Source organism: Oceanipulchritudo coccoides, assembly GCF_010500615.1.
GTDB classification, from domain to species: Bacteria; Verrucomicrobiota; Verrucomicrobiia; order Opitutales; family Oceanipulchritudinaceae; genus Oceanipulchritudo; species Oceanipulchritudo coccoides.
Genome location: NZ_JAAGNX010000003.1, coordinates 448,244 through 473,173, shown reverse-complemented (window position 1 = coordinate 473,173; position 24,930 = coordinate 448,244). Strand labels below are relative to the sequence as shown.

The 24,930-nt window shown below is 52.2% G+C and carries 22 protein-coding genes; 10 read left to right on the top strand and 12 right to left on the bottom strand.

Going from position 1 to position 24,930, the window contains the following annotated elements:
- Nucleotides 1-56 precede the first annotated feature (56 nt).
- Both G0Q06_RS12465 and G0Q06_RS12460 read right to left on the bottom strand, forming a co-directional pair.
- Nucleotides 57-2,279 (bottom strand): sodium-translocating pyrophosphatase, encoded by a 2,223-nt coding sequence (locus G0Q06_RS12465; RefSeq protein WP_163966583.1) that lies wholly within the window; start codon nt 2,277-2,279, stop codon nt 57-59.
- A gap of 32 nt (nt 2,280-2,311) precedes the next feature.
- Complete coding sequence (locus G0Q06_RS12460; protein ID WP_163966581.1) at nt 2,312-3,088, bottom strand: hypothetical protein; 777 nt, start codon at nt 3,086-3,088, stop codon at nt 2,312-2,314.
- Nucleotides 3,089-3,261: 173 nt separating this feature from the next.
- On the opposite strand from G0Q06_RS12460, the gene G0Q06_RS12455 reads away from it, so the two are divergent.
- The 3 genes from G0Q06_RS12455 (at nt 3,262) to G0Q06_RS12445 (ending at nt 7,842) form a co-directional block, all read left to right on the top strand.
- Nucleotides 3,262-4,566, top strand: a complete 1,305-nt coding sequence (locus tag G0Q06_RS12455) for a hypothetical protein (protein WP_163966578.1) — start codon at nt 3,262-3,264, stop codon at nt 4,564-4,566.
- A 78-nt stretch (nt 4,567-4,644) separates the two neighbouring features.
- Nucleotides 4,645-6,669, top strand: coding sequence for a TonB-dependent receptor (locus tag G0Q06_RS12450; protein WP_163966575.1), 2,025 nt, complete (start codon nt 4,645-4,647; stop codon nt 6,667-6,669).
- Between the two features lie 12 nt (nt 6,670-6,681).
- Complete coding sequence (locus tag G0Q06_RS12445; protein WP_163966570.1) at nt 6,682-7,842, top strand: alpha-amylase family protein; 1,161 nt, start codon at nt 6,682-6,684, stop codon at nt 7,840-7,842.
- A 30-nt stretch (nt 7,843-7,872) separates the two neighbouring features.
- On the opposite strand, the gene G0Q06_RS12440 is transcribed toward G0Q06_RS12445, so the two are convergent.
- The 3 genes from G0Q06_RS12440 to G0Q06_RS12430 form a co-directional block, all read right to left on the bottom strand.
- Nucleotides 7,873-8,337 carry a type II secretion system protein gene (locus tag G0Q06_RS12440; RefSeq protein WP_163966567.1) on the bottom strand — a complete coding sequence of 155 codons (465 nt, stop codon included), beginning with the start codon at nt 8,335-8,337 and terminating at the stop codon, nt 7,873-7,875.
- A gap of 225 nt (nt 8,338-8,562) precedes the next feature.
- Nucleotides 8,563-8,958: a response regulator gene (locus G0Q06_RS12435; RefSeq protein WP_163966565.1), complete on the bottom strand. Its 396-nt coding sequence runs from the start codon at nt 8,956-8,958 to the stop codon at nt 8,563-8,565.
- Between the two features lie 153 nt (nt 8,959-9,111).
- Nucleotides 9,112-10,092: a hypothetical protein gene (locus G0Q06_RS12430; protein ID WP_163966563.1), complete on the bottom strand. Its 981-nt coding sequence runs from the start codon at nt 10,090-10,092 to the stop codon at nt 9,112-9,114.
- A gap of 282 nt (nt 10,093-10,374) precedes the next feature.
- Here G0Q06_RS12430 and G0Q06_RS12425 point away from each other — a divergent pair, with 282 nt between their 5' ends.
- Complete coding sequence (locus G0Q06_RS12425; protein ID WP_163966561.1) at nt 10,375-13,953, top strand: response regulator; 3,579 nt, start codon at nt 10,375-10,377, stop codon at nt 13,951-13,953.
- The gene (locus G0Q06_RS12420; RefSeq protein WP_163966559.1) at nt 13,950-14,609 is read left to right on the top strand and encodes a response regulator transcription factor; all 660 of its coding nucleotides are present in this window, start codon (nt 13,950-13,952) and stop codon (nt 14,607-14,609) included. The genes G0Q06_RS12425 and G0Q06_RS12420 overlap by 4 nt, the downstream gene beginning before the upstream one ends.
- A 5-nt stretch (nt 14,610-14,614) precedes the next feature.
- On the opposite strand, the gene G0Q06_RS12415 is transcribed toward G0Q06_RS12420, so the two are convergent.
- From G0Q06_RS12415 to G0Q06_RS12385, 7 genes are read right to left on the bottom strand one after another with little or no spacing between them, the layout of a single operon-like run.
- Nucleotides 14,615-15,448, bottom strand: coding sequence for a LolA-like protein (locus G0Q06_RS12415; protein ID WP_163966557.1), 834 nt, complete (start codon nt 15,446-15,448; stop codon nt 14,615-14,617).
- Between the two features lie 52 nt (nt 15,449-15,500).
- A complete protein-coding gene (locus G0Q06_RS12410; RefSeq protein WP_238710809.1) occupies nt 15,501-16,097 on the bottom strand; it encodes a hypothetical protein in 597 nt (198 codons plus the stop codon).
- 38 nt (nt 16,098-16,135) lie between these two features.
- The gene (locus G0Q06_RS12405; RefSeq protein ID WP_163966552.1) at nt 16,136-16,813 is read right to left on the bottom strand and encodes a DUF502 domain-containing protein; all 678 of its coding nucleotides are present in this window, start codon (nt 16,811-16,813) and stop codon (nt 16,136-16,138) included.
- A 59-nt stretch (nt 16,814-16,872) separates the two neighbouring features.
- Nucleotides 16,873-17,331, bottom strand: a complete 459-nt coding sequence (ybeY, locus tag G0Q06_RS12400) for an rRNA maturation RNase YbeY (RefSeq protein ID WP_163966551.1) — start codon at nt 17,329-17,331, stop codon at nt 16,873-16,875.
- 6 nt (nt 17,332-17,337) lie between these two features.
- Entirely contained in the window at nt 17,338-19,770 is a 2,433-nt protein-coding gene (locus G0Q06_RS12395; RefSeq protein ID WP_163966549.1) for an HD family phosphohydrolase, read from the bottom strand.
- A 35-nt stretch (nt 19,771-19,805) separates the two neighbouring features.
- The gene (locus G0Q06_RS12390) at nt 19,806-20,822 is read right to left on the bottom strand and encodes a PhoH family protein (protein ID WP_163966547.1); all 1,017 of its coding nucleotides are present in this window, start codon (nt 20,820-20,822) and stop codon (nt 19,806-19,808) included.
- On the bottom strand, nt 20,815-21,366 hold the full coding sequence (locus G0Q06_RS12385; RefSeq protein WP_238710807.1) for an HIT family protein: 552 nt from the start codon (nt 21,364-21,366) through the stop codon (nt 20,815-20,817). The genes G0Q06_RS12390 and G0Q06_RS12385 overlap by 8 nt, the downstream gene beginning before the upstream one ends.
- 51 nt (nt 21,367-21,417) lie before the next feature.
- Between G0Q06_RS12385 and G0Q06_RS12380 the strand changes: the two genes are divergently transcribed.
- The 5 genes from G0Q06_RS12380 to lptB are packed head-to-tail and all read left to right on the top strand — an operon-like array spanning nt 21,418 to nt 24,927.
- A complete protein-coding gene (locus G0Q06_RS12380; protein ID WP_163966544.1) occupies nt 21,418-22,392 on the top strand; it encodes a potassium channel beta subunit family protein in 975 nt (324 codons plus the stop codon).
- A gap of 26 nt (nt 22,393-22,418) precedes the next feature.
- Nucleotides 22,419-23,078 carry an isoprenoid biosynthesis glyoxalase ElbB gene (gene elbB, locus G0Q06_RS12375; RefSeq protein ID WP_163966542.1) on the top strand — a complete coding sequence of 220 codons (660 nt, stop codon included), beginning with the start codon at nt 22,419-22,421 and terminating at the stop codon, nt 23,076-23,078.
- On the top strand, nt 23,075-23,533 hold the full coding sequence (locus tag G0Q06_RS12370; protein WP_163966539.1) for a hypothetical protein: 459 nt from the start codon (nt 23,075-23,077) through the stop codon (nt 23,531-23,533). The genes elbB and G0Q06_RS12370 overlap by 4 nt, the downstream gene beginning before the upstream one ends.
- A gap of 13 nt (nt 23,534-23,546) precedes the next feature.
- A complete protein-coding gene (locus G0Q06_RS12365; protein WP_163966537.1) occupies nt 23,547-24,197 on the top strand; it encodes an LptA/OstA family protein in 651 nt (216 codons plus the stop codon).
- Nucleotides 24,190-24,927 carry an LPS export ABC transporter ATP-binding protein gene (gene lptB / locus G0Q06_RS12360; RefSeq protein WP_343203192.1) on the top strand — a complete coding sequence of 246 codons (738 nt, stop codon included), beginning with the start codon at nt 24,190-24,192 and terminating at the stop codon, nt 24,925-24,927. The genes G0Q06_RS12365 and lptB overlap by 8 nt, the downstream gene beginning before the upstream one ends.
- Nucleotides 24,928-24,930 lie beyond the last annotated feature (3 nt).

Sequence of the window (24,930 nt, the reverse complement as noted above, 5' to 3'; positions counted from 1 at the left end):
AAAGGGTGCCGCTCGCACCCTCTTTGTTTGTCACTAATTATTGGCTACAAAGTGTATCAGAATACGCTGTATGCCACGGTAACTCCAGCCATGACGATCGAGACCATGCTCATGAGCTTGATGAGGATGTTCAGCGAAGGCCCGGAGGTGTCCTTGAATGGATCACCGACAGTATCCCCGATGACCGTTGCCTTGTGCGTGTCACCGCCCTTGCCCCCGAGGTGGCCTTCCTCGACATACTTTTTAGCGTTATCCCATGCACCTCCGGAATTGGCCATGAACACGGCGAGGACAAAGCCTGTCGCCAAGCCGCCTGCCAAAAGCCCGAAGACACCGGGCACTCCAAAGATGACGCCCACGATTACTGGTACTAAAACGGCAATTGTGGATGGCAGGATCATTTCCTGCTGTGCCCCCACGGTGGAGATTTCCACGCAGCGGGCGTAGTCGGGTTCGGCCTTGCCGGTCAGGATTCCTTCTATTTCGCGGAACTGTCGGCGCACCTCCTCAACCATTTTCTGGGCGGCGCGACCAACAGCATTCATCGTCAGGCCGCAAAAGAGAAAAGCCATCATCGAGCCGAGGAATATTCCGATCAGGACCTTGGGATTCATGAGGGTGACCTCAAAGTAATCCATGAAGGTCATCAGATCGAGGTTTCGGATTGCCTCCTGGGTAGTCAGTTCGATCCCATTTGGAAAAGTGAAGGCGGTTCCCTTGTCCATTAGGTGGATCAAACCGATTTTCAGTTCCTCGATATACGAAGCAAGTAGAGCCAGTGCTGTGAGGGCGGCTGATCCGATGGCAAATCCTTTGCCGGTAGCGGCCGTTGTATTTCCAAGAGCATCGAGAGCGTCTGTGCGTGCCCGTACTTCCGGCCCCAGACCACTCATTTCCGCATTACCGCCGGCGTTGTCGGCGATCGGGCCGTAGGCATCCGTAGCGAGGGTAAGTCCCAGCGTTGAAAGCATGCCAACCGCGGCAATGCCAATCCCATACAGTCCCTGGCTCATTGAACTGGAACTGAACTGCCAATTGCCCGAAGCGAAGCCATAGGCGAGGGTAGTTCCGACAACCACGGCAAGTACTGGAATCACAGTTGAAATAAAGCCCACGCCCATTCCGGAGATAATGACGGTTGCCGGGCCGGTTTTTCCAGATTCGGCGATCGAGCGAGTTGGTTTGAATTCGTGGCTTGTATAATACTCGGTCGCCTTGCCGATAACAATCCCGGTCACGAGGCCTGTGACGATTGCGCCCCAGATCCCGGCCCAGTTGGGAAGCCCAAGTGCGCGGAGCAGAAAAAATGACGCCACAACGATCAAGATCGAGCTGAAGTTGATTGCCCTGCCGAGGGAGCTCATCAGCTCGCGTTGGCGGGCGCCGGGTTTTGTCCGGACGATGTAGACTCCCGCTATTGAAAGAAGGGTACCAAGACCGGCAATGATCATGGGGGCAATGACGGCCTTATATTGAATTTCGGGATCACCTTGTGCGTAGGCCGCCGCCCCAAGGGCGGCTGTGGCGAGGATGGATCCACAGTAGGATTCATACAGGTCGGCACCCATGCCGGCGACATCTCCGACGTTGTCACCCACATTGTCTGCAATCGTGGCGGCATTTCGCGGATCGTCCTCAGGTATGCTGGCCTCGACTTTTCCAACAAGGTCGGCACCGACATCGGCTGCCTTGGTGAAAATGCCTCCACCAACGCGAGCAAAGAGGGCTTGAAGGGAGGCTCCCATGCCGAAGGTCAGCATGGTCGTCGTGATAATGGCCAGCTTCTCCTGGGGGGAATCGGTCACGACAAACTTGTTCAGGACAAGGAACCAGACCGAAATATCCAGCAGTGCCAGACCAACGACGACAAGCCCCATCACTGCACCGCTTCGGAAGGCGAGCTTCAATCCCTCGTCAAGTGACTCCCGGGCGGCGTTGGCAACGCGTGCCGAAGCGTAAGTGGCTGTCTTCATGCCGAAGAAACCGGCCAGTCCTGAGAAAAACCCTCCCGTGATGAATGCGAAGGGGACCCATTTGTTTTGCAGATGCAGACCGTAAGCCAGATAGGCAAAGACGAGGAATATGATGACAAAGAATACTGCAACTACCTTGTATTGCTGTTTCAGATAGGCCATTGCACCGACACGAACATGCTGGGCGATGGTCCGCATGGTTTCAGTTCCCTCAGAGCTCTTGAGCATGTTCCGGAAGAACATGAAGGCGAATCCGAGTGCGGCAATGGAGGCGACAGGTGTGATCCAGAAAAGAAGATTGTTCATGATGATAATTTCAATTTGAGATTTTCTTCTTCTCAGGCTCCGTAGCCTGACAGAGCCGACCGCCACCATGGATAATGGATCGTTTCCAGGTCTTCTTTGCTTGGCAGCGGGAAGTAGACAAAGGATTCCTGGTCACCCAGATAAAAGCCTCCTCGAATGGTCCGGAAAAGGACATCCTGCTTCATCTGGCGAATGACCGTCTTGTTTGGTTTGGCGTAGGTGTGCCGCAACTCTCTCAGGCAATCCCTTAAATGATCCAGATTCATGTACGGCAGGTTTTCGACTTCCATGGAATCCGGATCGCGGGCGAGGTCTTCCAGTTTCATTTCAGCAAAGACTATTCGCGGGACGTGGATGGGACCGGTGGGTGAAGTCAGTCGCTTGCAGAAGTCAATCGGGTTCAGTTTGCTGACGACACGCGGATTGACCGGACAGACTTCCTGATACAGGTGAAGCGGGCGGTCCTCCTCGGCTATATATTCACCGGGCTCAATGGTCAGGGTCCGGCCGTCATCTGTTGTCAGATACAGACGTACAAGAGCATCCGTCGGGATGGCTTCGAGAGCTCGATAGATTTTCAAGTATGACGACTTTCGCGGGCTGCCATCCTCATGGGGGATGCATTTCTCCTCCGCGGTTTTTGTGTCCAAGGCATCGCCTGCTTTTTCCGGGTCGATTTCAAAGAAGATCGCTTGTCCTCGCGAACGCTTGTGCGAGCCCAAGGCGTAATAATTACCGAATTCTTCCGGAGGCAGCATCGAGGCAATGAGTGATTCCGGAATAAGGGAGAGGTAGTAATGTATTTTCATAAGCTGACTTGTCCGAAAAGTTTTTAATTAGTTTAGCTTAATACAGGCAAGTACTTTATTAGAAAGTGTAATTCAAAAAAGAGGATGAGCAGGCCTCCCTTAACATTCGGCGGGCTGCTTTCTTGCCTCAATTTTGGCTTGTCGAGTCCCCCGGAGTGTCATCTCCTTTGCTAATGCTGGCTATTAGTTTCAGGGATTTTTTTTCGCTGACCGGGCTGTGCCTGGTTCTCTCCCAGCTGACAATGTCAGGGCAAATGCTGATTGATGGCTATGATCCATTGACGAATGATCGCTTTGCTAATGATTCGAGTTTTATCGCTGCAGCTTACGACCTGTCAGGCTTGGCCCGTTCTTCCAGTAATAAATGGGGAAGTGTAGTCAGCCAGAATGTTTTTCTGTCATCTGCACATTTTCATCCTGCAATCGGAAACACACTGACCTTTTATGAAACCAATGATCCGCTTGGACCCAGCATCACGCGTACCGTAATCGGTGGTCAGCCGGTCCCGGCTTCTGATGTCTGGGTGGGAATCCTTGATCAATCGCTGCCTCCCCAGTACTCGCCCTTTCCCTTTCTGGACGAACCCGTCAGTAACTCCACCCAATTCAATAATTCATCCATTGCGGAGGCAGAAGTCTTTATGGTTGGGCGCTCAAATGGTTCCGGGGGCTCGGTGACCAATATTGCCTTGGGAAGAAACCGGATCGAAAATTGGAACCAATCGTTCACGGATACCCTTACAGGCGTTACAGACTCAGCAATTGAAACAATTAAACATATTTCAAGTGATGCTGAGTGGGTGCCTTTTGAATCCCGGTTGGTGATTTTTGATTCCTCCGCACCGGTTCTTCTGGATGTCGGAGGTTCATTAGTTATTGTCGGGCTAAATTGGTATGCTGGCACTGACCTTGATATTGATCCCCGTCCCAACCGGGAGGAGTTGCGGGATTTCAGTGGGTTTGCCTACGTCGGCAATTACGCAGCCGAGATTCAGGGAGTCGTTGATGCCTTTCAGGTGGATGCGACGACTGGTTATCTCACCTGGGCCCAGACAGCTTTTGGCGGGCTGACGGATTTGGCCCAGACGGGGCCTTCGCTTGATAGTGATGCCGACGGGCTCGATAATTTCTCGGAGTATGTATTCGTCCTCGACCCCCTTTCGCCCGCTTCCCTCACACCCGCAATGGTCCAGCCTGTCGATGATGGCGGCTCCTCCTACATCGAGATAACATTTTTAGCCCGTGAGGATCCTGATCTCCAGTACGCCCTTCGTGTGGGAAGCAATTTGCTCGCCTGGAATTCCGTCAGTCTGGACTTTTCCGGCGGATCCTGGTCCAGCGAAGATCCATCCGCTTTCTCAGTAAACTCGCAAACTGATCTGGGTAGCGGTGTCTGGCAGCTTGTCCTCCGCCTGTCCGACCCGCTTGCCTCCGGAATGCCCCAGCTTCTCTCCCTCTCCGCAACAACCGTCCCCTGAGGCGCCCTTGCTTATTGACATTCCCCTGCCAATAAGAGGGGATGGGATGTCGTGAAAGGGAGACATCGAGGAGTCTTGATGATGATGTGGCTGGCCGGCGTCCTGTCTGGGGAGGAGGTGCTGGAATTGGAGCCGTATACAGTGGAGGCGTGGCATTTTGACACCTTGGGGTTAGAGGTACCGGCAGACGTGGTACGGCTTGAGCAATCTGAGTTGGAAACCAGCCTTGGAGCGAGTGTCCCGGAATTGCTGGGCCAACTGGCGGGCATACGCTTCAGCGGGTTTACGGGCAACGGGACGGAAGGGCAGTTGGCGATGCGCGGATTTGGGGACAACAGCGGACTGCGGGTACTGGTACTGGTTGACGGACTTAGCTACAATCCCGGAGACATGAGCGGCATCAACTGGATGGGATTGGATGTCGGGGAATTGCAATCGGTGGAAGTGATCCGCGGTGGACAGAGCGTACTTTACGGGAATCACGCGGTATCGGGTGTCATCAAGCTGAAAACGCGTGAACCGGGTGATAAATTGGAAGGGAGATCACTTCTGGAGGCGGGAAGTAACTCCGCGTTTCGTGGTTCCTGGGGGTTGGGGCAGACAATGCACGGGGTTGGAATTCGTGGAGGTATTTATTATTCGGATACAGATGGTTTTCGTGATAATTCAGCAGCTGAATCGAGAGGCGCACAGCTTGCCTGGAAACATGGAGGGGAGGAGAGTGCGAGCTGGACCGGGCGCATTCATCTCGATCGGTCAGAGATTCAGTATCCGGGGCCACTAACTTACCAGCAGGCCAAGGAAAACCCGAGACAGTCAGGATTTCTTGAGGAACAGAGCTCCCAGATAGATTCCCTGTTGGCCACAATTGGGACCACAGGATCCGAGGAGTGGGGTCAGTGGGAGGCACAAGCGGGATTCCTAAGTCGGGATCGAACATGGCGGGAGGGAGCAAGTGGTATTTCTTCAGCGACTGAATCACGGAACCTACAACGCCGGGCAACGTTTTCACCAAGACTTTTGATTCCATTGGGACAAAACTCGTTGATATTTGGTACCGATCTAAGCCGCGATTGGCTGGAAACCGAAAATTACCTGAGCGCAAACGGGAATATCAAACGAGCGGAGGCTGATCTCGAACGAACAGCAGCTGGTGGTTATGCTTTCGGCCAATTAATGCTCACTGATGCGTGGAAGATCTCTGGAGGAATCCGCATCGAGTCGGCTGACACGGACTACCAGTATATTCGGTTTAAAGAGGAACAGCTTCGTCCTGAATTGATTACAAACAGGGGCACCATACCGAATCCCCTCTATAAAAATCCCCCTGAAATCGATCCGTTCCTCTCTTTTGACGGGCCGGTGAAGAAGTCAGGCTGGGCAGCGGAGATTTCCCTTGTTAAGATGCTTTCGAAAACCCTCTCGGTCTGGGGCGGTTGGGATCGTGTCTACCGGTATCCATCACTTGATGAGACGGCATCGTATCAAGATTATCCATTAGCGATTCCTTTCAACACTGACCTCGATCCGGAGACGGGGAATAATTTCGAGCTGGGCATCAAGCGATCCGGTTCACAGTGGAGTGGAGGATTGACCGTATTCTACATGTTGATGAACGATGAGATCTTCTTCGATGAATCGGTTCGCCTTAACCGAAATATGGGCAAGACCGAACGACTGGGCATCGAACTGGACACCTCCTGGCAGGCTGAAAGGTATGGCTATTATGCGCGAATTGCGTGGGTGGAGGCAGGGTTCAGGGGAATAAGGTCTCTTCACGCCGGTGACAGGATTCCGCTTGTGCCCGAATTGAATGCTTCTTTCTCAGCTTGGCTTTTGATTGCCGTAGACTGGCGTGTGTCTGTTGATTTGCAGTACCAGTCAGACCAGATACAAGGAAACGACTTTTTAAATACAGAAAGAACGATTCCAGAATATTTCCTTGGTGGCGTTTCGCTCCAGTGGAATTTTATTGATGATTTTAAGCTCACCGTGCGCATCAACAATCTCTTCGACAGGGAGTATTTTTCAACAGCGTACAGTGGAGGGTTTTATCCGGGATCCGGCAGGGAGTTTCGTGTCGGACTGAAGGGAATTTTCTAAACAATGTACTGTATGGGACATCTAATTCTAACAGGATTGGTTTTGCTGGCAGTCGGACGGTTGGTGGCCTACACGCCCCCCGTTTTTCCCTACGCGCCAGCCGCCGGACAAGAGGGATCAACCGCCATCCCATTCGATGATCCGGAATTCACTGGATGGGCTAATGCTGTTGTGAGTGTCAATTTCGGAAGTGATGTTGGCGATGAGTACAAGAACCCCGCAGCCGCCCTGGGTCCCGCTCGGGAGTCCGCTCAAGATGTCCTGGTGCTTGGACGCGGAGGATCAGTGACCCTTGAGTTTGTTCCTGGCATTGCTGATCAGGATGGATGGGATTTTGCTGTATTTGAGAATGCCTTCCGGGACGCCTTCCTGGAACTCGCCTATGTCGAGGTCTCCTCTGACGGGGTTCACTTCGTCCGGTTTCCGAATTACTCGTTGACGGCGGATCCGGTTGGTGCGTTTGGAGATGTCCAGGCAACATTTATCGAGGGGTTTGGCGGGAAGTACCGGGCAGGTTGGGGGACACCCTTTGATTTGAGCATCCTTGCTGAGGCCCATGCTTCCGCGCTGGCTGGAGAGCAGTTGTTTTCCGGCGAGTTCACTAATGCTCTTTTGCAGAATTATCCCCATCTGGACCCATCCCAGGTGAAATATGTCCGGATTATCGACGTTGTTGGTGACGGTAGCAATCCGGATTGTGAAGGCTTTGCTGTTTACGATCCGTATCCAACAATCATTACATCCGGATTTGATCTGGACGCAGTGGGAGTTCTGAATCCTGCCTCGATAGAGACGATCTCCTTCTCCGATTGGGCAATCCAGTTTGGATTAAATCCTGTTCCCGGAGAGGATCCTGATCAGGATAAGTGGAACAACTACATGGAGTACATGCTCGGCGGAAACCCGCTATTGGATACCTCAAAACCCCAGCTGGAAATTTCCTTTTCGTCAAACGGTACCCTTATCATCAGCTATTGGAAGAATCTAGCTAGTGAGACCGTGCTCCAGTTGGAAAGTAGCATCGACACGATCACTTGGACGCGAATGGCAATTGTCGACGAAGGATCTCCCAAAACAATTGAGATCAGGGCCGGTTTGCCCATGGGTCAGTTTGAACGGCGAATTGAGGGAGTGGTTTCAGGCCGATTTGCACGGTTTGTTTCCGAACCATGACACCAGGCAAGGAACCCTTATTGCGCCTTCTTATTCCTCAAGGACCAAGGTTACTCCGTTGCCATTTGTCTTACGGAATTTACCTGCCGTGAGGTTGCCATCATCAAGCATCTCATCAATCCGGGTCAGGACCTTCTCATCAATTGAGCTGAGGCGTAGACTCACACCAGCTGTCACGCCGACAGCATTGTGTTCCCAATCCCATTTGCCGTTTTGATAAGTTGTTTCAGCAAACTTTGGTAATTGATCTTCCATACCTGCAGGAATGCTGCCTGGAAGGCCGTCCGCCGGCCAAGATCCTTCTTCAAGAGCGTAGATTTCAAAGGCGGCAGCATAAGTCCTGAAATCATTGGCAAGGGAAACAGCCAGTGCCCTGTCCTTGGCTGACATGACAGCCGGTACGGAAACTGAGGTGAGCAGACCAATAATTGTGACGGTAATCATGGTTTCAACCAGCGTGAAGCCCGACTTCTTTCTTGGGATTTGGAATTTCATTTGAAATTGATTGAGATATTTTATTCAGAGGCTGCTGCTGATTTATTTCACTCTGCAGCGAATCTCATTCGCTCCCAACTAGTTTTCCGGGACTTTGAAATTATTTACCAAGTTTTTAAAAATGAAAATCTGGCGTCCCAAGTCCAGGGCGACAGCCAGATGCTACCTAAAAGCGCTCGAAAAGAGCTGGTTGCAATTTAAAAACCTGAAAGCGTCAGTTAGAGGCTACTGACCAGCTGCAAGAGGATTCCTGATCCTCGGCATATTCAAGTTCAGACAGTACATCTGAAACTCCTTGCGGAGAGGCTTGGAAAAGACCCGGTCAAAGCCAGAGGCAAGGGCTTCTGCCTCAATCTCGGAAGAAGGATAGGAAGTGATCAAGACCCGATGGACCGGATTATAGCCAAAATCCTGCCGAAGGGTTTCGTAAGCCTGTGATCCCGTAAACGACTCGCCAAGGTGGTAATCGCAAAGAAACAATGCCATGTCATACTTTTGGACGGCGCGGATTGCCTTATCGATGGTAGCGCACGATATAACTTCGTAGCGCTTTTTCAGGAGATGTTCGACGAGTCTTAGAGACAGGGGATCATCATCCAGGCAAAGTGCCATTTCCTTCATCGATACTGATCTCCTGTGATGCAGAGCTGAGCGCGAAGAGATTTTCCCATTCATAAGATTTGAGATGAATGGAAAATGGAAACTGTCTTCTTGCGTGCTCATGTGTCCGCTGGTGTTACTTCGGTCGAGGGTGGGGGGATGGAATTGGATGTCTTAGGCGACAAACTTGATCTGCTGACTCTTGATCGGGAATGGTTCCAGAGCATAGCGCCAGACGTGAGTGTATTTGTTCCAGGCACCCTTGACAGGACCGTCAAAGATGACCTTTGGCTTCAATGCTGGAAGCCATGGCTGAGTTGCAAGTCGGTCCTTGACCATCTCAAACCCTGACGCCGAGGCAAACTGAAGCAGGTTCTGCTCAGTCTCAAGAACCGGGCGTATCCGTGATCTCTCTGGAGTTGCCTCACGCCGTTCGAGGATAGTCTGTGACCGGCAGGCTTCCAATTGCGCCTTCAATTCAGCGTCTTCCGGGGTCATGCCCGAGCCGATACCGTAGGACGCGACATAGTTGTCCAAGTCCAGATGGCGGATGGCAATGGCGATGAATCCCTTGTATTCGGGTTGGTCGATGAACACGATAGTCGAGTCATCCCGATTAATAATCCAATGTTTCAGGGTGCCGCCCCACCACGCGTCAACTGAATAGTACTCGAATGCTTCATCAATGGCCGAGCGCCGTGCCTGACCCGGGAAAATTCCCGGAAAGGCGGCCATGCCCTTAGTGCTCATCGAGTGCTGGTACCCATACAACATGGAATCCGGACCAGAACTTGTCTCCTGGAAGGCCCAGCGTTCCAAAGCCTCTGAAACAGCCTTGGCGCGTGCTTCCAAACGGGTCTGGCCCATCCCTGATCCATCGGCCGAGCTGAACAGGCACAACTGGCTGTTCATCGGGTGCTGGAATTCCCTCTGCAAAGTAGCCCTGCAGAGTTGCCAGGTTTCCCCAAGGTAAGAGGTACTTCCATATTCCAGGTTTGAGACGGGGCCTCCGTCCTCCGCCACCATCGCATAGCGGATCGGAGCCAGATTCAGGAAGAATCGCTTGGCAAAGCGGGCCTTCTTCATGAACCATTCCGGCGCGCTGGCGAAGTCATATGGGAAGGGAATATCGGTTGCGTGCGTATACGTGGACATGGTTTACCTCTTTCTTACGGGATGGGTTGGTGAATAATGTGTTCTGGAAGGGTCTATCTGTTACCAGACATGCAGTAGATAGTCATCAGGATGGAACCCGAATCATCGGCGTTTAAATCAGAAACAACCACCTTAGTAATTGTTTCGGCTTGAGTAGTAAGGCCTATTGCGGCTAGGGATGTAGCTACAACAAGCAGGATCATGCGTTTTGTCTTCTTCATAGGGTCGTCTTTATACAGTATGTTTCGCTTTCTGTCTTATATAATATTTCCACAGTTCTTATTGCTGATTGGATTAAATTTTATCAATCCGCTCCATGCAGAGTATCAAACTGGACCGGCTTACTTTTTCGCGGACAAGCTGGAACTGGTCCCTGAGCGGGAATTTTACGATGTTCTTAAACTTAAGGATTCCCTTTGGTTTGCCGGGGAGGGTTTGTCTGTCCTGGAAAATGGAGTCTGGCACGATGTGTATACGGAAGGTCGCTACACCTCACTCGCCTCCGACCCGGAGGGCAAACATGTGTGGTTTGCTGGACCGGACGGGGTTGGTTGGCTAAAGGCAAATAATCGCGCCCCGGGTGGTACCGTTTCAATCGAAGCAGGTTACATTTGGGACATTGTATTCCGGAAGGGGAAACTCTGGTTTGTGGGCTCATCCGGCTATGGTTGGATTGATCCGGTGAATTTTTCTATTAACCTGTCTGTTGAGAAGTCTTTCGAACCGCGCCCCTTCACGATGGATCCGGGGGGTCCTTTAGATGGCCTTTTGATCGGACTTTTCTCCGGGTTATGGAAAATTGATGAAAACGGACATGAACAGGTTGTTCCCATTGAAATGACTGGAGGTAATGTTGTTACCTGGATGGCCTGGAGCAATGATCAATATATTTTGGGGACATCAACTTCGATATACACCTGGAGTGGAGTAGAAGGGGAATATCCAGAGCTGGTGAATTCCAATTATCCGGACTATTTCAAAAAGGGCATCAGTAATGCGATTGATTGGGGGCCTTATATTTTGATAACCGACTATCCTTCCGGGGTGGCGTTTCTTGATAAGAGGCAGTTATCAATAACTGGTTATGCATCGGTTTACAGCGGCTTGGATATCGGCGATGTTTATAAAATAGAGAAAGGGTCAGGAACTGATATCGTAGTTTTGGGTACAGAAGGAGTGGCTCGTGTCGACCCGAATGCGGATAGTTTGTTTTTTCCATCCAATGTGATTTTTGAAGAAAACCTGGTTAGGACCTTTCTTGCAGATTCCTCAGATGGGTTTGTTTTTTCTGAAAAGAGCTGGGTAAAGTTCGATGCAAATGGATTCCTGAGGGGCAGCATCAGCGGGATATCCAAATGGTCGAGTGTTACACCTGGCGGGAGCGTTGCCTTTGGAAATGTGGTCAACTACAATACTTTGGAACAGGGGGATTTATCACTTGGAGTACTTCCCGAGCCAGTTCATGACTTAAAATGGGGTAGCTCCGTAGCCTTGGCATCTGGGCAGAATGGCTTGTACACCGTAACCGAAGATCTGGAGATGGAACTGGTCTATCCGACCGACCAGGAGATGAATATTCTTGGTGAATTGCATGGACGCTTCTTTGCCTTGAGCGAAAGGGGACTTCTTGTCTCGCTTTCACATAACGGGGAGATCTGGATGGTCGAGACGCTGAGCGAATCGCTGAAGGGCAGTTTCCAATACTCAGCAATTAGCGACAATCAGATTGTTTTCTCTCAAGATTCAGGGCTGTATCGAATTTCCAATACCGGGGAAATTACCAGAATCCCTATTGCCCAAGACTGGCAAGTGCGGGGAGTTGCCTCCAGTGGTGAATCAAATTATATTTCCTATTATAATCCTATAACGGCGGAGCATGGAGTGGCAGTGTACGGCGGAGGCAGCACTCACATGCTTTCGATTCCCTATCTTGAGCTTTGCGGTGAACCCATAGGCCTGATGGCCAATGCAGCACGGCTTGGCGTGCTCGGCTCCAACGGTGTGGGTTGGTATGCTCTGGATGAGTTGGAGCCTGTGTCTATTCCAGCTGTTCGATTTGATCTCTTTCTGGACAACCAGCCCGTGGCGGACCGGACAATCCGCAGCGGGATGCATTATATTGATCTCAAGATTGACCTGGGGCGCCCGGAAATTCCAAGTCAGGTACAATACCGGATCAACGAAGGCCGCTGGCGAAATGTTAACCTGAAGGATCCCTCACTACAATTTGCCGGGCATGGGGAATTCGCGGTTGAGCTGCGGGCGGTGCATCCAAACGGGATGAGTTCAGTTCCGCGGCGGGTTCAGTTTGGAATTGCCCCACCATGGTATCTCAATCCGATTTTCCAGGGGATACTTTTTCTGCTTTTGCTCATCCTTTCATGGGCGATCTACATGTTCCGAAATGCACAGCTGAAGAAGCGAAACATCTGGCTGGAAAACGAGGTCCGGAAAGCCACACGCGAGCTGGAAGCAGCGAATGCGGCGCGGATCAACTTCCTGGCGGGCCTTTCGCATGACATTCGCAATCCGTTGAATGGCGTGCTCATGATTGCCGAGACCCTGACGCGGGATCCACCTCGCAGCGGTGACGATTCGCGGCTCAAGGACCTGACCGAATTCGGGATCATTGTGGATCGCATGCTTGGGGAAATCCTGGATTTTTCGGCGATTGACCAGGCAAATCTCCCGATGGCGTTAATCCCCGTGTCCATCACGGATATTCTGGGAACTTCAGTGAAGCAGAATCAGTTCAATATCCAGAAGGCGCTGGTCAATATAACCTTGGCGATAGATCCTGAATTGAAGGAAGTGGTCATCAAAACCGACCGTAACTGGATGATCAAGATCCTCACTAACCTGATCGTGAATGCCCTTGAGTATTCCGAATCCGAGCGGATTGAGGTGGGCGCGAAATGCCACAAGTTGAGTCCTGAACATGTTGAGTTGGAGATATTTGTGAAGGACTGGGGGCTGGGCATTGACGATGCCGAGAAAGGGTTTGTCTTTGAGCGGTTTTATCGTGGAGAGAGTGGTATCGACAGCGGAAAGCACGGGACTGGCCTCGGCTTGTCAATTTGCCAGGATGTGGCCCATGCCATGGGTGCCCATCTTGGGCTTTCTGATAATGAGCCAAGTGGTTGTAACTTTTTCCTGAAGGGGCGCTTTGCCCGTGTGGCCGGGGCGAAGGAGCTTGATCAGGATGCCGTGCTGAGCCAGCTGAGGGGAAAGAAGGTGCTTATTGTCGACGACTTGTCCTACAACCGCCGGTCCATCGTGGATTTCTTCAAGACAATCGGTTGTGATTGTGATGATTGTGAAAATGGCCGTGAGGCCCTCCAGATGCTTGAGGACAATTCCTATGATCTGGCCTTGCTTGACTGGGACCTTCCGGGCTTGATGGGGCCGGAAATCGCGGCAATGCACCGTCACAAGCATCCGGAAGACAAAGTGATCATCATTGCCCTCACGGCCTACACAGACGGGGAGAAACTTCGGGAAAGCGAGCAAGCCGGGATGAATGGATACATTTCCAAGCCACTCACTGCCAGCCGCTTAGCTTATGCGATGGCGAATGTTGAGGACAAACAGTTGCAGCGCCCGTCGACAATGGACATGGTCGATAGCGAGGAATTGAATGAGGAAATTTACAAACATATCAGGGATTGTCTGAGGTTTGGCCATCAATCGGAATGGGAGAATTTGAGAAGATGTGCACATCGCTTGACGACCTTGGCGTTGATGAGGAATAATCCCGCCATGCAACAAGTTTGTAGAGATTTGCAAGTATCTGCCCAATCGGGGAATGTGGAGGAGATCCACATCGGGCTTGCTGAACTTCAACAATGGGATCGCCGATGAAAACCATTATTGTTGAAGACCAGAAACTTGGAATTGATCTGGTACGCCAATGCCTGACGGACAAATTCGAACTTGTTGCCACTTGCCAGACCATCAAGGAAGGCTGGAAAGCATTTGAGAAATTTCACCCAAAGGCAGTTATTCTGGATATAGAACTGCCCGACGGGAGTGGGCTGGATCTGGCAAACAGAATATTGAAGAAGGATTCTTCCGTGAGGATACTTGGCGTTTCCGGACGGACTGATGAATATACCTTGTATCGGGTTTTCATGACGGGCTTATTCGGTTTTGTTGACAAGAACACAGAATCCATTGAAGAGCTGCGCCGGGCCGTTCATCAATTGGGCGAGGGAAACTGCTACTACGCTGCTACCGTTCAACAGAACATGCTCATCCAGAAAACCGATCCAAACGCATTTTCAAAAGTCCTGACTGAACGTGAACAGGAACTGCTACGCCATTTTGGAGCAGGTGCCTCCAATGAGAAAATCGCAGAGGCCCTTGATTTGAGACCAGTCAGTGTGCAAAACCACAAGGCGCGTATCATGCGCAAGCTTGGGCTGCACAACACCGTGGACCTGATTCGCTATGCGATGCAAAAAGGGTTCGTGAACCAGACGGATTTTCAAAACCGCTACAAGCGGGAGCTGAAGTAGCCCTGCTAGTTGCGGGATGACCGTAGCCAGAATTCCTTGATTTCAGGCTGGGCAAAGAACGAGTCTTCGGTGGGCACGTTCAATTTTATCCTTTCGTAGGTGACCCTTCTAAACGTCTTGTTCCGGTGGTTCATCTTGTACTCCATCTCCCACCAGACATTTCCCAAGCGCTTCAACTTCGACGGTGTGAGATTGACCAGGACTTCCCGGCCGCCAATTTTGTAGGGGTGCCGGTAATTCAGGATCTGAAAGGATTTCGCATCGAGAAAGATATCGATTTCCAATCCCGAAACAAGCCATCCATGGAGAACATAGGCGGCTCTTCCGAGGTAATCTTTCTTGCCAATGTAGGTGAACACATGGTTCTGCCCAACATGATCAAGCAGGAGAAACGGCAGCCTTGCTTCAAGGTCAAGCAACTTGCCTTCATTTCCCGTGATGCCAGCCGGACGTTCCTTTTCCGGGAGAAGTACCCGTTGCCAGGTGTGCTTGCCGTCACTTGCCTTGACGGTCCTGTGTTCATCTCCCCGCTTCTCAAAGAAGATTTCAAATCGTGCTTCTCCACTCGGTGAGAAAACCCCCTCGATTTTAAAGTCTTTCTTCCCTTCGAAGAGCTTTCCTTTTAGACGGAGCGAACGAACTGCCTCCATGGCTTCGCGCCCTCCACGAGCCTTTATATGCAAATCAATAATCTTGGCGCTGGTAGGATCCGTCTGGGAGGGTTTTGTCAGACCTGGCCAGAAGGAATTGACCGGAGGTGGCGGTGTTTCCTGCGCGTGGGCGAGAGGAGTGTTGGCGCTCAGCAGAGCGAGAAAGGCGAGTGGCAGAATTTTCCTCATGACTGAAAAGTTGTAAATTTACTGACTTCTGGCAACTTCAATCCCTGTCTGCTCAGTTCACATCAGTGATTGGCAATAAGTCGGTTTCCCTTTTGAAGAAGCGGCCCAAATCGTTCACCCAGGAATTCACTTCCTTTGGGTTGGTGTCAATTTGATCAAGTGGGCTCTTGAGGATTGCGGCAATGGAATGTCGTTCCCCTTCATTTTTCCCTTCAAGCCAATGGGCGGCCACGGGATATCCTTCTGAGCGGGCAAAGAGAAAGCATGTCTTTAGCAGAAGGGCCTCGGGGTTGGGCTTTTCCGACAGGGCAGCCAAGGAATCCTGAAGTAAATCCCATGCTTCAGGAAAGTGCTCCATGTGGAGGAGATTCTTTTCGAAGAATCGCGCCAAGCTGGAGGCTGCTTGAAGATGGGCATAGGATCTTCCAATGCCTTTATGGGCCACTGATCCGGAATATTCCTTCAGGAATGCGGGCTTTCCCTCCTCCTTCTGTTCGACGATGAGCTGTCCCGTTTCGAAGAGATCCGGCAGTGCGGCCCCGCCTGGCAATTTGGAAGATCTCCGGGCGAGCACATACTTCAGTCCATTCTCGCGAAGGAAATAGACCAGCAGAAGATTGTGTTCCCCGGAATCGGATTTCCGCAACAAACATCCTTGATCGGAAATGAACACGGTGAAAGAAGCGGTTAAACCATTGGGGTTGTATCACTTGACTGAAGTGACTTGCTATCCTCAGGAAGGGCGTCCTTCCAGGGCGGGACAACTGCGCCTCCCGAAATGATTAGCTTCATGGCATCGGGGATCGACATGTCCAATTCACGGACTTCCTCCTTCGGGACCATCAAAAGAAATCCGCTCGTGGGGTTGGGCGTCGTTGGGATAAAGACATTGATCAGCTCGGAGTGGGTTTGCGCCTGAATTTCCCCTTTTCCGTGGCCGGTCATGAATCCGAGGACCCAGATGCCTTTACGTGGATACTCAATCAAAACTGATTTCTGGAAGACGGCCTTCTCCTGCTGAACAAAAGTGTCCCGGATCTGCTTGACTGTATTGTAAACGTTGCGAACCACCGGCACATTGTCGACAACCCGTTCGAAGGTATTGACGAGGATTCGGCCAATGAGAAGCTTTGAGAGCCAGCCCAGCAGGGTGATGAGGCATCCGACAACGACAATTGCCGCGACATAGAGGCTGTATTCAAGCCAGACATGACTGAATTGTTTGGGTGGGATGAAGAAGAATATCAATTGGCGCGTGGGAATGCCAATCTTCTGTATCAGGAAATTAATGACAAAGAAGGTAACTCCCACAGGCGCCAGCAAAAGGAGGCCCGAGACAAAGGCATTGCGCAGGTTGCGTAACATAATTGGATTAAGATTGTGATGGAGGCAGCTTCATGGCAAGGTAAAGGGAACGCTTGGATTCAGCCGCTCCACTCGGCATTAAGCAGTGCCTTGGCTTTCCGCAATTGCCGCATGACAGACTCTTCGGCGGCGCGCATCTCCTTAACATCATCTTCCTCGCGGTCATCCAACCCGGTCAGGTGAAGACAGGCGTGCACAAGGTAGAGACTGAGTTCTTCGTGGAAAGACATCCCGGAATGCTGTGAAGCCTCCATGGCGACAGCCGGACAGATGGCAATGTCCCCTGCGTGGTCATCTTCCGGCGACCCGGGAAAGGTCATTACGTCAGTCACTTCCGGATCGTCAAAAAAAGATTCATGCAGCTGGCTGCAGGTTGTTTCGTCAACAAAGGCTACCTCCAATGCCCCGTCTGGCAGGCATATTTCCGGGCACTGTTCAAGGACTTCAATGCATTGGACGAGCGATGGCTCAACCATGGAAAGGCGTTCATCGGAAATGACCAACTCGACCGTGCGCATTGCTGCTCAATCCCCGCTAGTCGCAGGTGGGGGCAATTCCTGGTTGGCGGCTGCAGCCCTTTTCCTGGCACGGTTTCCTCCACCATTCTCGGTTTTTCCGTCGGGGTATTCCACGCGGGCGTGAAGCATGTTCAGCAAAGTAAAAACAAAATTTTCGCGAATCTTGATCAGTTGTTTGAAGGTGAGGGGAGTCGCGTCCAACTGTCCATCCTTGAGGCGGGCCATGAAGATTTTCTCCACAAGTTCCTCCACGCTTTGCGGATTCACCTTTTTCAGGCTGCGGCTAGCGGCTTCCACGCTGTCGGCAAGCATAACGAGTGCACTTTCCATGAATTGCGGGATGGGCCCCTCATACCGGTAAGTGTCTTCATTGACTTGGTTTAGCTCAATCCGGGGTGCATTCGGATAGATTGATTCAATCACGCCCTCCTCCTTTTGCTGTTGGAGCGCTTTATAATAGAAGTATTGGATGAGGGAGGTGCCATGATGTTGCTGGATGACATCCATGATCACCTTTGGAAGACGATAATCCTTGGCCATCTGCACGCCTTCCTTGACGTGGCTCTTGATGACCAAAGCGCTCATCGAAGGATTGCGCTCGATATGGGGATTTTGTCCAGAGCGCTGGTTTTCGACAAAATACTCCGGTTTGATCATTTTGCCGATATCGTGAAAGAGCGCGCAAACCCTGCAGACGAGTGGATTGGCCCCAATGGCGGCAGCGGCATTCTCGGCCAGATTGGCGACCATCAAGCTGTGGTGGTAAGACCCCGGAGCCTCCAACTGCATCTTTCGCAGAAGCGGGTGGTTGAAGTCTGTCAATTCCAGCAGGGTGATGTCGGTCGTGTACTTGAACAAGTTTTCGAGGATCGGAAGAATACCGACAATCAGGACACCGGAAATGACACCTGTTCCGACACTCGCGAGAATCTGGTAAAGTACCATTGTCAGCGGGAGATTATCCCGAAGACCGAATAGGAGAGCCCCAATAGCCATTGTCGCCCCAGAAATGGAGCCGGCCCGTACAAGGGAGGCCCGCAGTTGGATGTTGCGGCAGTAGGCAATGGCGACCAGACAGACCAATTGAGAGAGCAGGAGCACGGAGAGGGAATTGCCCTGCATCATGGCGTTGAGCGTACTGACCAGCCCGGCGGCCAGGATACCTGGGCCGGCCCCCACCAGGATGGTGATGATCATCGGACCCAATATGACGGGAACGAGAAATGGCAGGAGTTGGACGAGAATCGGTGTGGACTCGGCCAATACGCTGTCCCCGAGTTCGATAACAAGGCGGATTAAGCCGAGATTACAAAGAATCAGGATTCCTGACAGGCTGAAGATTCTCGGGTTGTGACGAACCTTGTGCCGGGATGTTTTCAGGAAGAAGACAGCTCCCATGACCAGGAGGAGGGTCAGCAGGGCCCGTTCATAGAAAAGGGCATTCAATCCAAAATCCCCTGCCTCCGACTGGCGAAGCGCTTTACGGTAGGCTTCCAGTTGTTCGTATTGCAGGGCATTGACTCTTGAGTTGGGCTCGATGATCGACTGCCCTTCGGGAATCTCAATAATGGTCGGTTTCAATGACTCCTGCGCAGCAAGGACACGATCCTGTGTACGCTCTGAATCAAAAATCAAATTGGGCCGCAGGGCAGAGCGCAGAATGCGAAAGAGGGCAATGGTACTTTCCCGCGGAATGTCCAATGCGGCCAATTGAATGCGGAGGGTTCTCAATCCCTCTTCTTCCGAGAGGATTTGTACTTCCTGGATGTTTCCAAACTCGTCCTCAACAGTGAACAGGCTCAAGCGTTCCCCGGTCCCAATATTAAATGCGGTATCAGCCGGGTAAACACCCTTGCGAAAAATTTCCCCCAGGACAATCAGACCTTCGCCAATGGAGGCCCGCAAGCGCTCTCCACCCAGTTGGTTATGAAGGGTCGCGAGGTCATTTGGGCGCAGGCTAAACGGGTTTCCCGCCGCATACTCAGCCAGAAAGGCCTCCACTTCGGCAACTTGCAGACGGGCCAAGTCTTCGGGTGTGTTTTCGGGAACCTTTGCAAAGGCATCCAGGTCCTCCCCAAGCCGTTCCATATATGAACGGAAATTCCTGTAGGGTTCGAGGTTGAGCAGGAATACCGGGGCGACCTTCTGCCGGACAGCCTCCATCCGCTTGGAAGTCTCGATTTCGCTCACATAGGAAAACGGGATTTCGGCGGTAATACGGATCCGGGAGACCTGGCCTTCCTGGACAAGGGGTCCGGCCGAGGAAAGTCCGTAAAAGCAGAGGAATACCGCTACGAGACCAAATCCCAAATAGAGGAAAAAGCGCTTCACCATCGCCATGTCCACACGTGGCTTGACCGTGGCCTCTCGGCGGGTGCCTAACCGGCGCTTCCGGTTATCCTCGGTGCGTTGCTTTTGCGATTTTCTTGAAAATATCATTATGCTACCTGCGTATCGGGAGCGTTTCACTCCAGTCAATCGGCACTGACTTCACGGGGTTGGTGTGCGCCAGTTTTGGCTTCGTACTGGGCATAGGCATCAATTATCTTCTGGACGATCGGGTTTCGGACCACGTCCTTGCCTTCGAAATAATGGAAGTCCACATCAGGAATGTTGACAAGGACCTTTTCCGCCTCCTTGAGGCCTGAATACTTGTGGCGGGGCAGATCAATCTGTGTTTTGTCCCCTGTGATGACCATTTGGGAGCCATCGCCCAACCGGGTGAGAAACATCATCATTTGCTCCGGGGTGGTATTTTGTGCCTCATCAAGAATGATGAAGGCATTTGATAGGGTTCTTCCTCGCATGTATGCAAGCGGAGCAATTTCGATGCGCGAATTACGATCATCTTTCCGGTCACTGTCTATTCCGATCATTCGTTTGCCCTCTGCCTGTCCCATCATGTCATAAATGGCGTCATACAAGGGAAGCAGGTATGGCTGGATCTTTTCAGTGAGGTCACCCGGGAGGAATCCAAGCGCCTCCCCGGCCTCGACGGCGGGGCGCGTCAGGATCACTTTTTCAACCTTTTCCTCGAGCAGGGCCTTGAGGGCGGCTGCAACGGCAAGGTAGGTCTTGCCGGTACCGGCCGGACCGATAGCAAAGACAATGTCCCCCTTCGAAATGGATTGAAGGTATCGCTTCTGGTTCAAGGACTTGGGAACAATACTCTTCGACCGCAGCTCTATCTTGACCGCCTGGTCAAAGACCTCCCGCAATTCATCGAGGGAGCCGCTTGCCGCAAGCGCCAGCATGTTCCGGAAATCGCTTTGGGCGATCCGCATTCCCTGTCGTCGGGCTTTTTCCAGCAACTGGAAGAAGGTCTTGGCGATCGCCACCTTCTCCACGTCCCCGTCGAATTTGATCCAATCATCCCTTGAGACGACATGCGTCCCGAGGGCCTTTTCCACCTCGGCCAGGTTGGAATCCCGGCCGCAATAAAGTTCCGAAAGGAACCGAGGGCTTTGAAAAAAGAGTGTTTCCTCAGGCATGCGAAATTTGTTTTGTGAGAACCTCCCAAGTCTGGTCAAGGGCTTGGGGAAGGCTGCGGGTTTTTCCTATGACAGGAAGAAAGTTCGAATCGCCGTTCCATCGGGGAACAACATGACAATGGAGATGTTTCGGGATCCCGGCTCCGCTGGACCGGCCCAGGTTGAAACCGACATTGAAACCGTTGGGCTTCATGGCCTTGGTGAGGATATCCTGGGCAAAGACAATCATGTCCATCAGCTCAAGCCGCTCCGCTTTGTCAAGGTCGCGAATCTCCGGGACTTCCCGGAAGGGGACCACAAGGATATGTCCGGGATTGTACGGGTAGCGGTTGAGAACAAGGTAGGTATGTTCTGCCCGGTGGACAATGAGGGCTTTCCGGTCGTCGCCCAACTGCGGCAGGTCGGAAAAGGGGCTTTTGATGCCCTCTTCCGGGTCAGCCTCGGAGGTGACATAATCCATGCGCCAGTATGCGTGTAAGATATCCATGAAGGAGGGACACAAGTCTTTTGTCAGGATGGACTCTGCCCATGGCGTGTAAAGCATCGAATTTCCCTTGGAACTTCGCGGTTCTCTGCTAATTTTTACCTTATGGATATGGAATACAGGCGGCTTGGCCATTCGGGACTCCAAGTGAGTGCCCTTTCATTTGGTTCATGGGTGACTTTCGGGAGCCAGATAGGGGATGATACGGCGGAATCCTGCATGCGCATGGCGTATGAGAGGGGAGTGAATTTTTTCGATAACGCGGAGGCCTACTCAGACGGTAAATCCGAAGAGGTGATGGGCCGAATCCTCAAGAAACTTGGATGGAGGCGGGACACCTTCCTCGTCTCGAGCAAGGTCTTCTGGGGCGGCAAATTGCCCAACCAGTCGGGATTGTCCCGCAAACACGTCATGGAGGCTTGCCATGCCGCTTTGCGGCGCCTGCAGGTCGACTATCTCGACTTGTATTTCTGCCACCGTCCGGACCCGCACACGCCAATCGAGGAAACTGTGCGGGCAATGAACACGCTGATTGAGCAGGGCAAGGTTCTTTATTGGGGGACAAGCGAATGGAGTGCCCGCGAAATCCAGGAGGCAAAAGGGATTGCCTCCCGCCTGAACTTGATCGGGCCGACCATGGAACAACCCCAGTATAATTTATTGCACAGGGATCGGGTGGAATCCGAATATGATCCGCTATTTAAAAGTGCGGACGGTTTGGGAACCACGATCTGGTCACCACTTGCGAGCGGTTTCCTGACTGGCAAATATAACAAGGGGATTCCCGAAGGAAGCAGGCTCGCCCAGAAGAACATGCAATGGCTACGGGATATGGTGGAAAAGGACCCAGATGGCTGGGATAGAAAACTTTCCAAGATAAAAGCTCTGGGAGGAATTGCCGATGGGTTGGGGGTTTCATTAGCCCAGATGTCGATTGCCTGGTGCCTGACCAATCCCCATGTCAGTACTGTCATTCTCGGGGCATCAAGGCCCGAACAACTTGAGGAAAACCTCAGTTCACTCGATGTCCTGCCAAAGCTGGACAGTGAGATCAAGGCGGCGATTGAAGAGGCTGTGTCCGAATAAACTGAATAATAAGAAGGGTTAAGAATATGAAAAAGCGAGTTGGGGTTATTCTGTCCGGTTGCGGCTTTCTGGACGGTGCGGAAATTTATGAGAGCGTGCTAACGCTGATTGCCCTTGAGAAAGCAGGGCTGGAAGCCGTCTGCATGGCGCCTGACGTGGAACAGCATCATGTGATTAACCACCTGACCGGGAATGAGGTCGCGGAAAAGCGGAATGTTCTCGTCGAGGCGGCTCGCATTGCGCGCGGAAATATCAAGAACATTGCTGAGATCACTGGCAAAGAGATTGATGCGCTCATCCTGCCGGGCGGGTACGGGGCCGCCAAGAATCTATGCAGCTTTGCCATTGATGGACCCAAAGGGAAGGTAAACCCTGAGGTGCGGCGTCTTGTCAGGGATATTTTCGCTGCCCGCAAGCCGATGGGGTTCATCTGTATTTCCCCGGCGGTGGGGGCGATGGTTCTTGGGGAAACCGGGGTCGAACTCACTATTGGCGATGACCCGGGGACCGCTGAAGCCATTGAGTCCCTTGGGGCGCACCATGTGAATTGCAGCGTTTCGGAAATCCACATGGATCCAGACCGGAAGATTGTTTCCACACCTGCTTACATGTTGGGACAGAATATTCTGGAAGTTTCCTCGGGAATTGAGAAGTTAGTTCAGTGCGTTGCAGAGTGGATTCAATGATCAGGAGTTTCCCGGGACTATGGCGTTCGCCGATAGCCGTTCTGAGCGTTGTCGCCGGGCTTTTTTCTTCTTTGGTACTGTTGGGGCAAATGGTTCCTGATGCGCCTATCCAGCATTTTCGTCTCCCCATGTTTGGCGAGAACGGTTACAAGAGCTGGGAGTTGCGCGGATTGAAGGGCAGTTATCTCAGTGATTCCGAAGCACTTGTGGAGGGTCTTGAACTGGTGGTATTCTCTGGGGACGAGTTTGTCTTTGAGGAGACCAGCATTCGCAGCCCGAAGGCTACGATTTACCTCAAGGAAGCCCGGGCTGAGGGCGATTCATCGCTCTTTGTTTTGGGCCCCGGGTATGAAATCCAGGGCCGGAATTGGACATGGGAAGGATCGAAGCGGAAAATCACGGTCAGGGAGTCCGTGCGCGTTTCCTTTTCCGGGACCGTAGACATTCTGGATTAAATTTCTTATTCATATGATACAATTTACGCGAAGATTACTGTTACTCATTCCGTGTGTTCTGGCCGTCTCCGGATTATCGGGACAAACGCCCGACCTGCGGGAGACAATCATCACCAGTGACCGGCTCGAAATGCAGGGCACGCCCGACCGGAATTACTTCTACTTTACAGGGGAAGTGAAAGTGGATGGCACGAACCTGCAGATCCTTTGCAACGAGCTGACGATTGTGGCCATGAGGAAGGGGGAGGAGACTGCGACTATCGGGGAAATTGATGCGATTCAGCAGATTACCGCCCGCGGTTCTGTCGAGATTCACCAAGCCGGCCGTAGTGCCTATGCCGGGTTGGCCGAAGTCAACCCGAAGGTAGGGACCGTCACTTTGTCGGAGAACCCCAAAATCATTGATGGGGAGGTCGAGGTCGAAGGCTACCAGTTTGTCCTCCATAAAGGTGAACGAAAATTCGAGTCTATCCCGGATCCCAATGCTCCCGCTGATGCTCCAAGCCGCTCAGTTGTTCGATTGGGGGCCATGCCGGATATGGGGTTTGACCAGACCGAGGAGGAAATCACGGTCGACGACCGTATCGAAAGTATTCCCGAGGACAATCAGGCCACACCTGACGAAATCGATGAAGAGGAAGGGGTTGATCGTGTCGATCCCTAAGCCGGAAGCGCATTCCATTGAGACTCGTGGCCTCGTCAAGCGTTACGGAAAGCGCGAAGTTGTGCGCGGTGTCGACTTGAAGGTTTTTGGAGGTGAGATTGTCGGACTTCTTGGGCCAAACGGGGCAGGCAAGACGACTTCTTTTTATATAATTGTCGGTCTGGTTCCAGCCAGCTCCGGGGACGTGTCTATCAACGGGAAAGTGGTCACGCGACTGCCGATGTTCCGCCGGGCCCGTATGGGTATCGGGTATCTTCCGCAGGAACCCTCCGTCTTCAGGCGGCTCTCAGTCTATGACAACCTGGACTGTATCGCCCAATCGCTGCCCATGAAAAAGGTCGCCCGCAAGGAGCGGGTTGAGCAATTGCTGCACGAGTTGGGCCTTGAGACGGTTGTCCGCCAGAAGGCCTACACCCTCAGTGGTGGAGAGCGGCGCCGGCTCGAAATTGCCCGGGCCCTCCTTACCGAGCCCCGTTTTTTGCTGATGGATGAGCCATTCAGTGGAGTTGACCCGATCAGCGTCAGCGAGGTGCAGAAGATTGTCCTGGGTCTCAAGGACAAAGGTATTGGGGTCCTCATTACAGACCACAACGTCCGCGAAACGTTACGCATTGTGGACCGGGCTTATCTGCTGCATGACGGACAGGTCCTTGCCGAAGGAAACAGCGAATCGCTGATAAACGATCCCGATAGCCGGAGATTTTATCTTGGTGAGGATTTTGCGCTTTAATCC

What these genes read in the sequence shown, in the direction of transcription:
- G0Q06_RS12445 (WP_163966570.1), top strand. Translation starts at nt 6,682, where the DNA reads ATGGGACATCTAATTCTAACAGGATTGGTTTTGCTGGCAGTCGGACGG.
- G0Q06_RS12395 (WP_163966549.1), bottom strand. Translation starts at nt 19,770, where the DNA reads ATGATATTTTCAAGAAAATCGCAAAAGCAACGCACCGAGGATAACCGG.
- G0Q06_RS12380 (WP_163966544.1), top strand. Translation starts at nt 21,418, where the DNA reads ATGGAATACAGGCGGCTTGGCCATTCGGGACTCCAAGTGAGTGCCCTT.
- G0Q06_RS12440 (WP_163966567.1), bottom strand. Translation starts at nt 8,337, where the DNA reads ATGAAATTCCAAATCCCAAGAAAGAAGTCGGGCTTCACGCTGGTTGAA.
- G0Q06_RS12465 (WP_163966583.1), bottom strand. Translation starts at nt 2,279, where the DNA reads ATGAACAATCTTCTTTTCTGGATCACACCTGTCGCCTCCATTGCCGCA.
- G0Q06_RS12450 (WP_163966575.1), top strand. Translation starts at nt 4,645, where the DNA reads ATGATGATGTGGCTGGCCGGCGTCCTGTCTGGGGAGGAGGTGCTGGAA.
- ybeY (WP_163966551.1), bottom strand. Translation starts at nt 17,331, where the DNA reads ATGCGCACGGTCGAGTTGGTCATTTCCGATGAACGCCTTTCCATGGTT.
- G0Q06_RS12370 (WP_163966539.1), top strand. Translation starts at nt 23,075, where the DNA reads ATGATCAGGAGTTTCCCGGGACTATGGCGTTCGCCGATAGCCGTTCTG.
- G0Q06_RS12415 (WP_163966557.1), bottom strand. Translation starts at nt 15,448, where the DNA reads ATGAGGAAAATTCTGCCACTCGCCTTTCTCGCTCTGCTGAGCGCCAAC.
- G0Q06_RS12455 (WP_163966578.1), top strand. Translation starts at nt 3,262, where the DNA reads ATGCTGGCTATTAGTTTCAGGGATTTTTTTTCGCTGACCGGGCTGTGC.
- G0Q06_RS12420 (WP_163966559.1), top strand. Translation starts at nt 13,950, where the DNA reads ATGAAAACCATTATTGTTGAAGACCAGAAACTTGGAATTGATCTGGTA.
- G0Q06_RS12390 (WP_163966547.1), bottom strand. Translation starts at nt 20,822, where the DNA reads ATGCCTGAGGAAACACTCTTTTTTCAAAGCCCTCGGTTCCTTTCGGAA.
- G0Q06_RS12405 (WP_163966552.1), bottom strand. Translation starts at nt 16,813, where the DNA reads ATGTTACGCAACCTGCGCAATGCCTTTGTCTCGGGCCTCCTTTTGCTG.
- G0Q06_RS12365 (WP_163966537.1), top strand. Translation starts at nt 23,547, where the DNA reads ATGATACAATTTACGCGAAGATTACTGTTACTCATTCCGTGTGTTCTG.
- G0Q06_RS12460 (WP_163966581.1), bottom strand. Translation starts at nt 3,088, where the DNA reads ATGAAAATACATTACTACCTCTCCCTTATTCCGGAATCACTCATTGCC.
- G0Q06_RS12435 (WP_163966565.1), bottom strand. Translation starts at nt 8,958, where the DNA reads ATGAAGGAAATGGCACTTTGCCTGGATGATGATCCCCTGTCTCTAAGA.
- G0Q06_RS12430 (WP_163966563.1), bottom strand. Translation starts at nt 10,092, where the DNA reads ATGTCCACGTATACGCACGCAACCGATATTCCCTTCCCATATGACTTC.
- G0Q06_RS12385 (WP_238710807.1), bottom strand. Translation starts at nt 21,366, where the DNA reads ATGCTTTACACGCCATGGGCAGAGTCCATCCTGACAAAAGACTTGTGT.
- elbB (WP_163966542.1), top strand. Translation starts at nt 22,419, where the DNA reads ATGAAAAAGCGAGTTGGGGTTATTCTGTCCGGTTGCGGCTTTCTGGAC.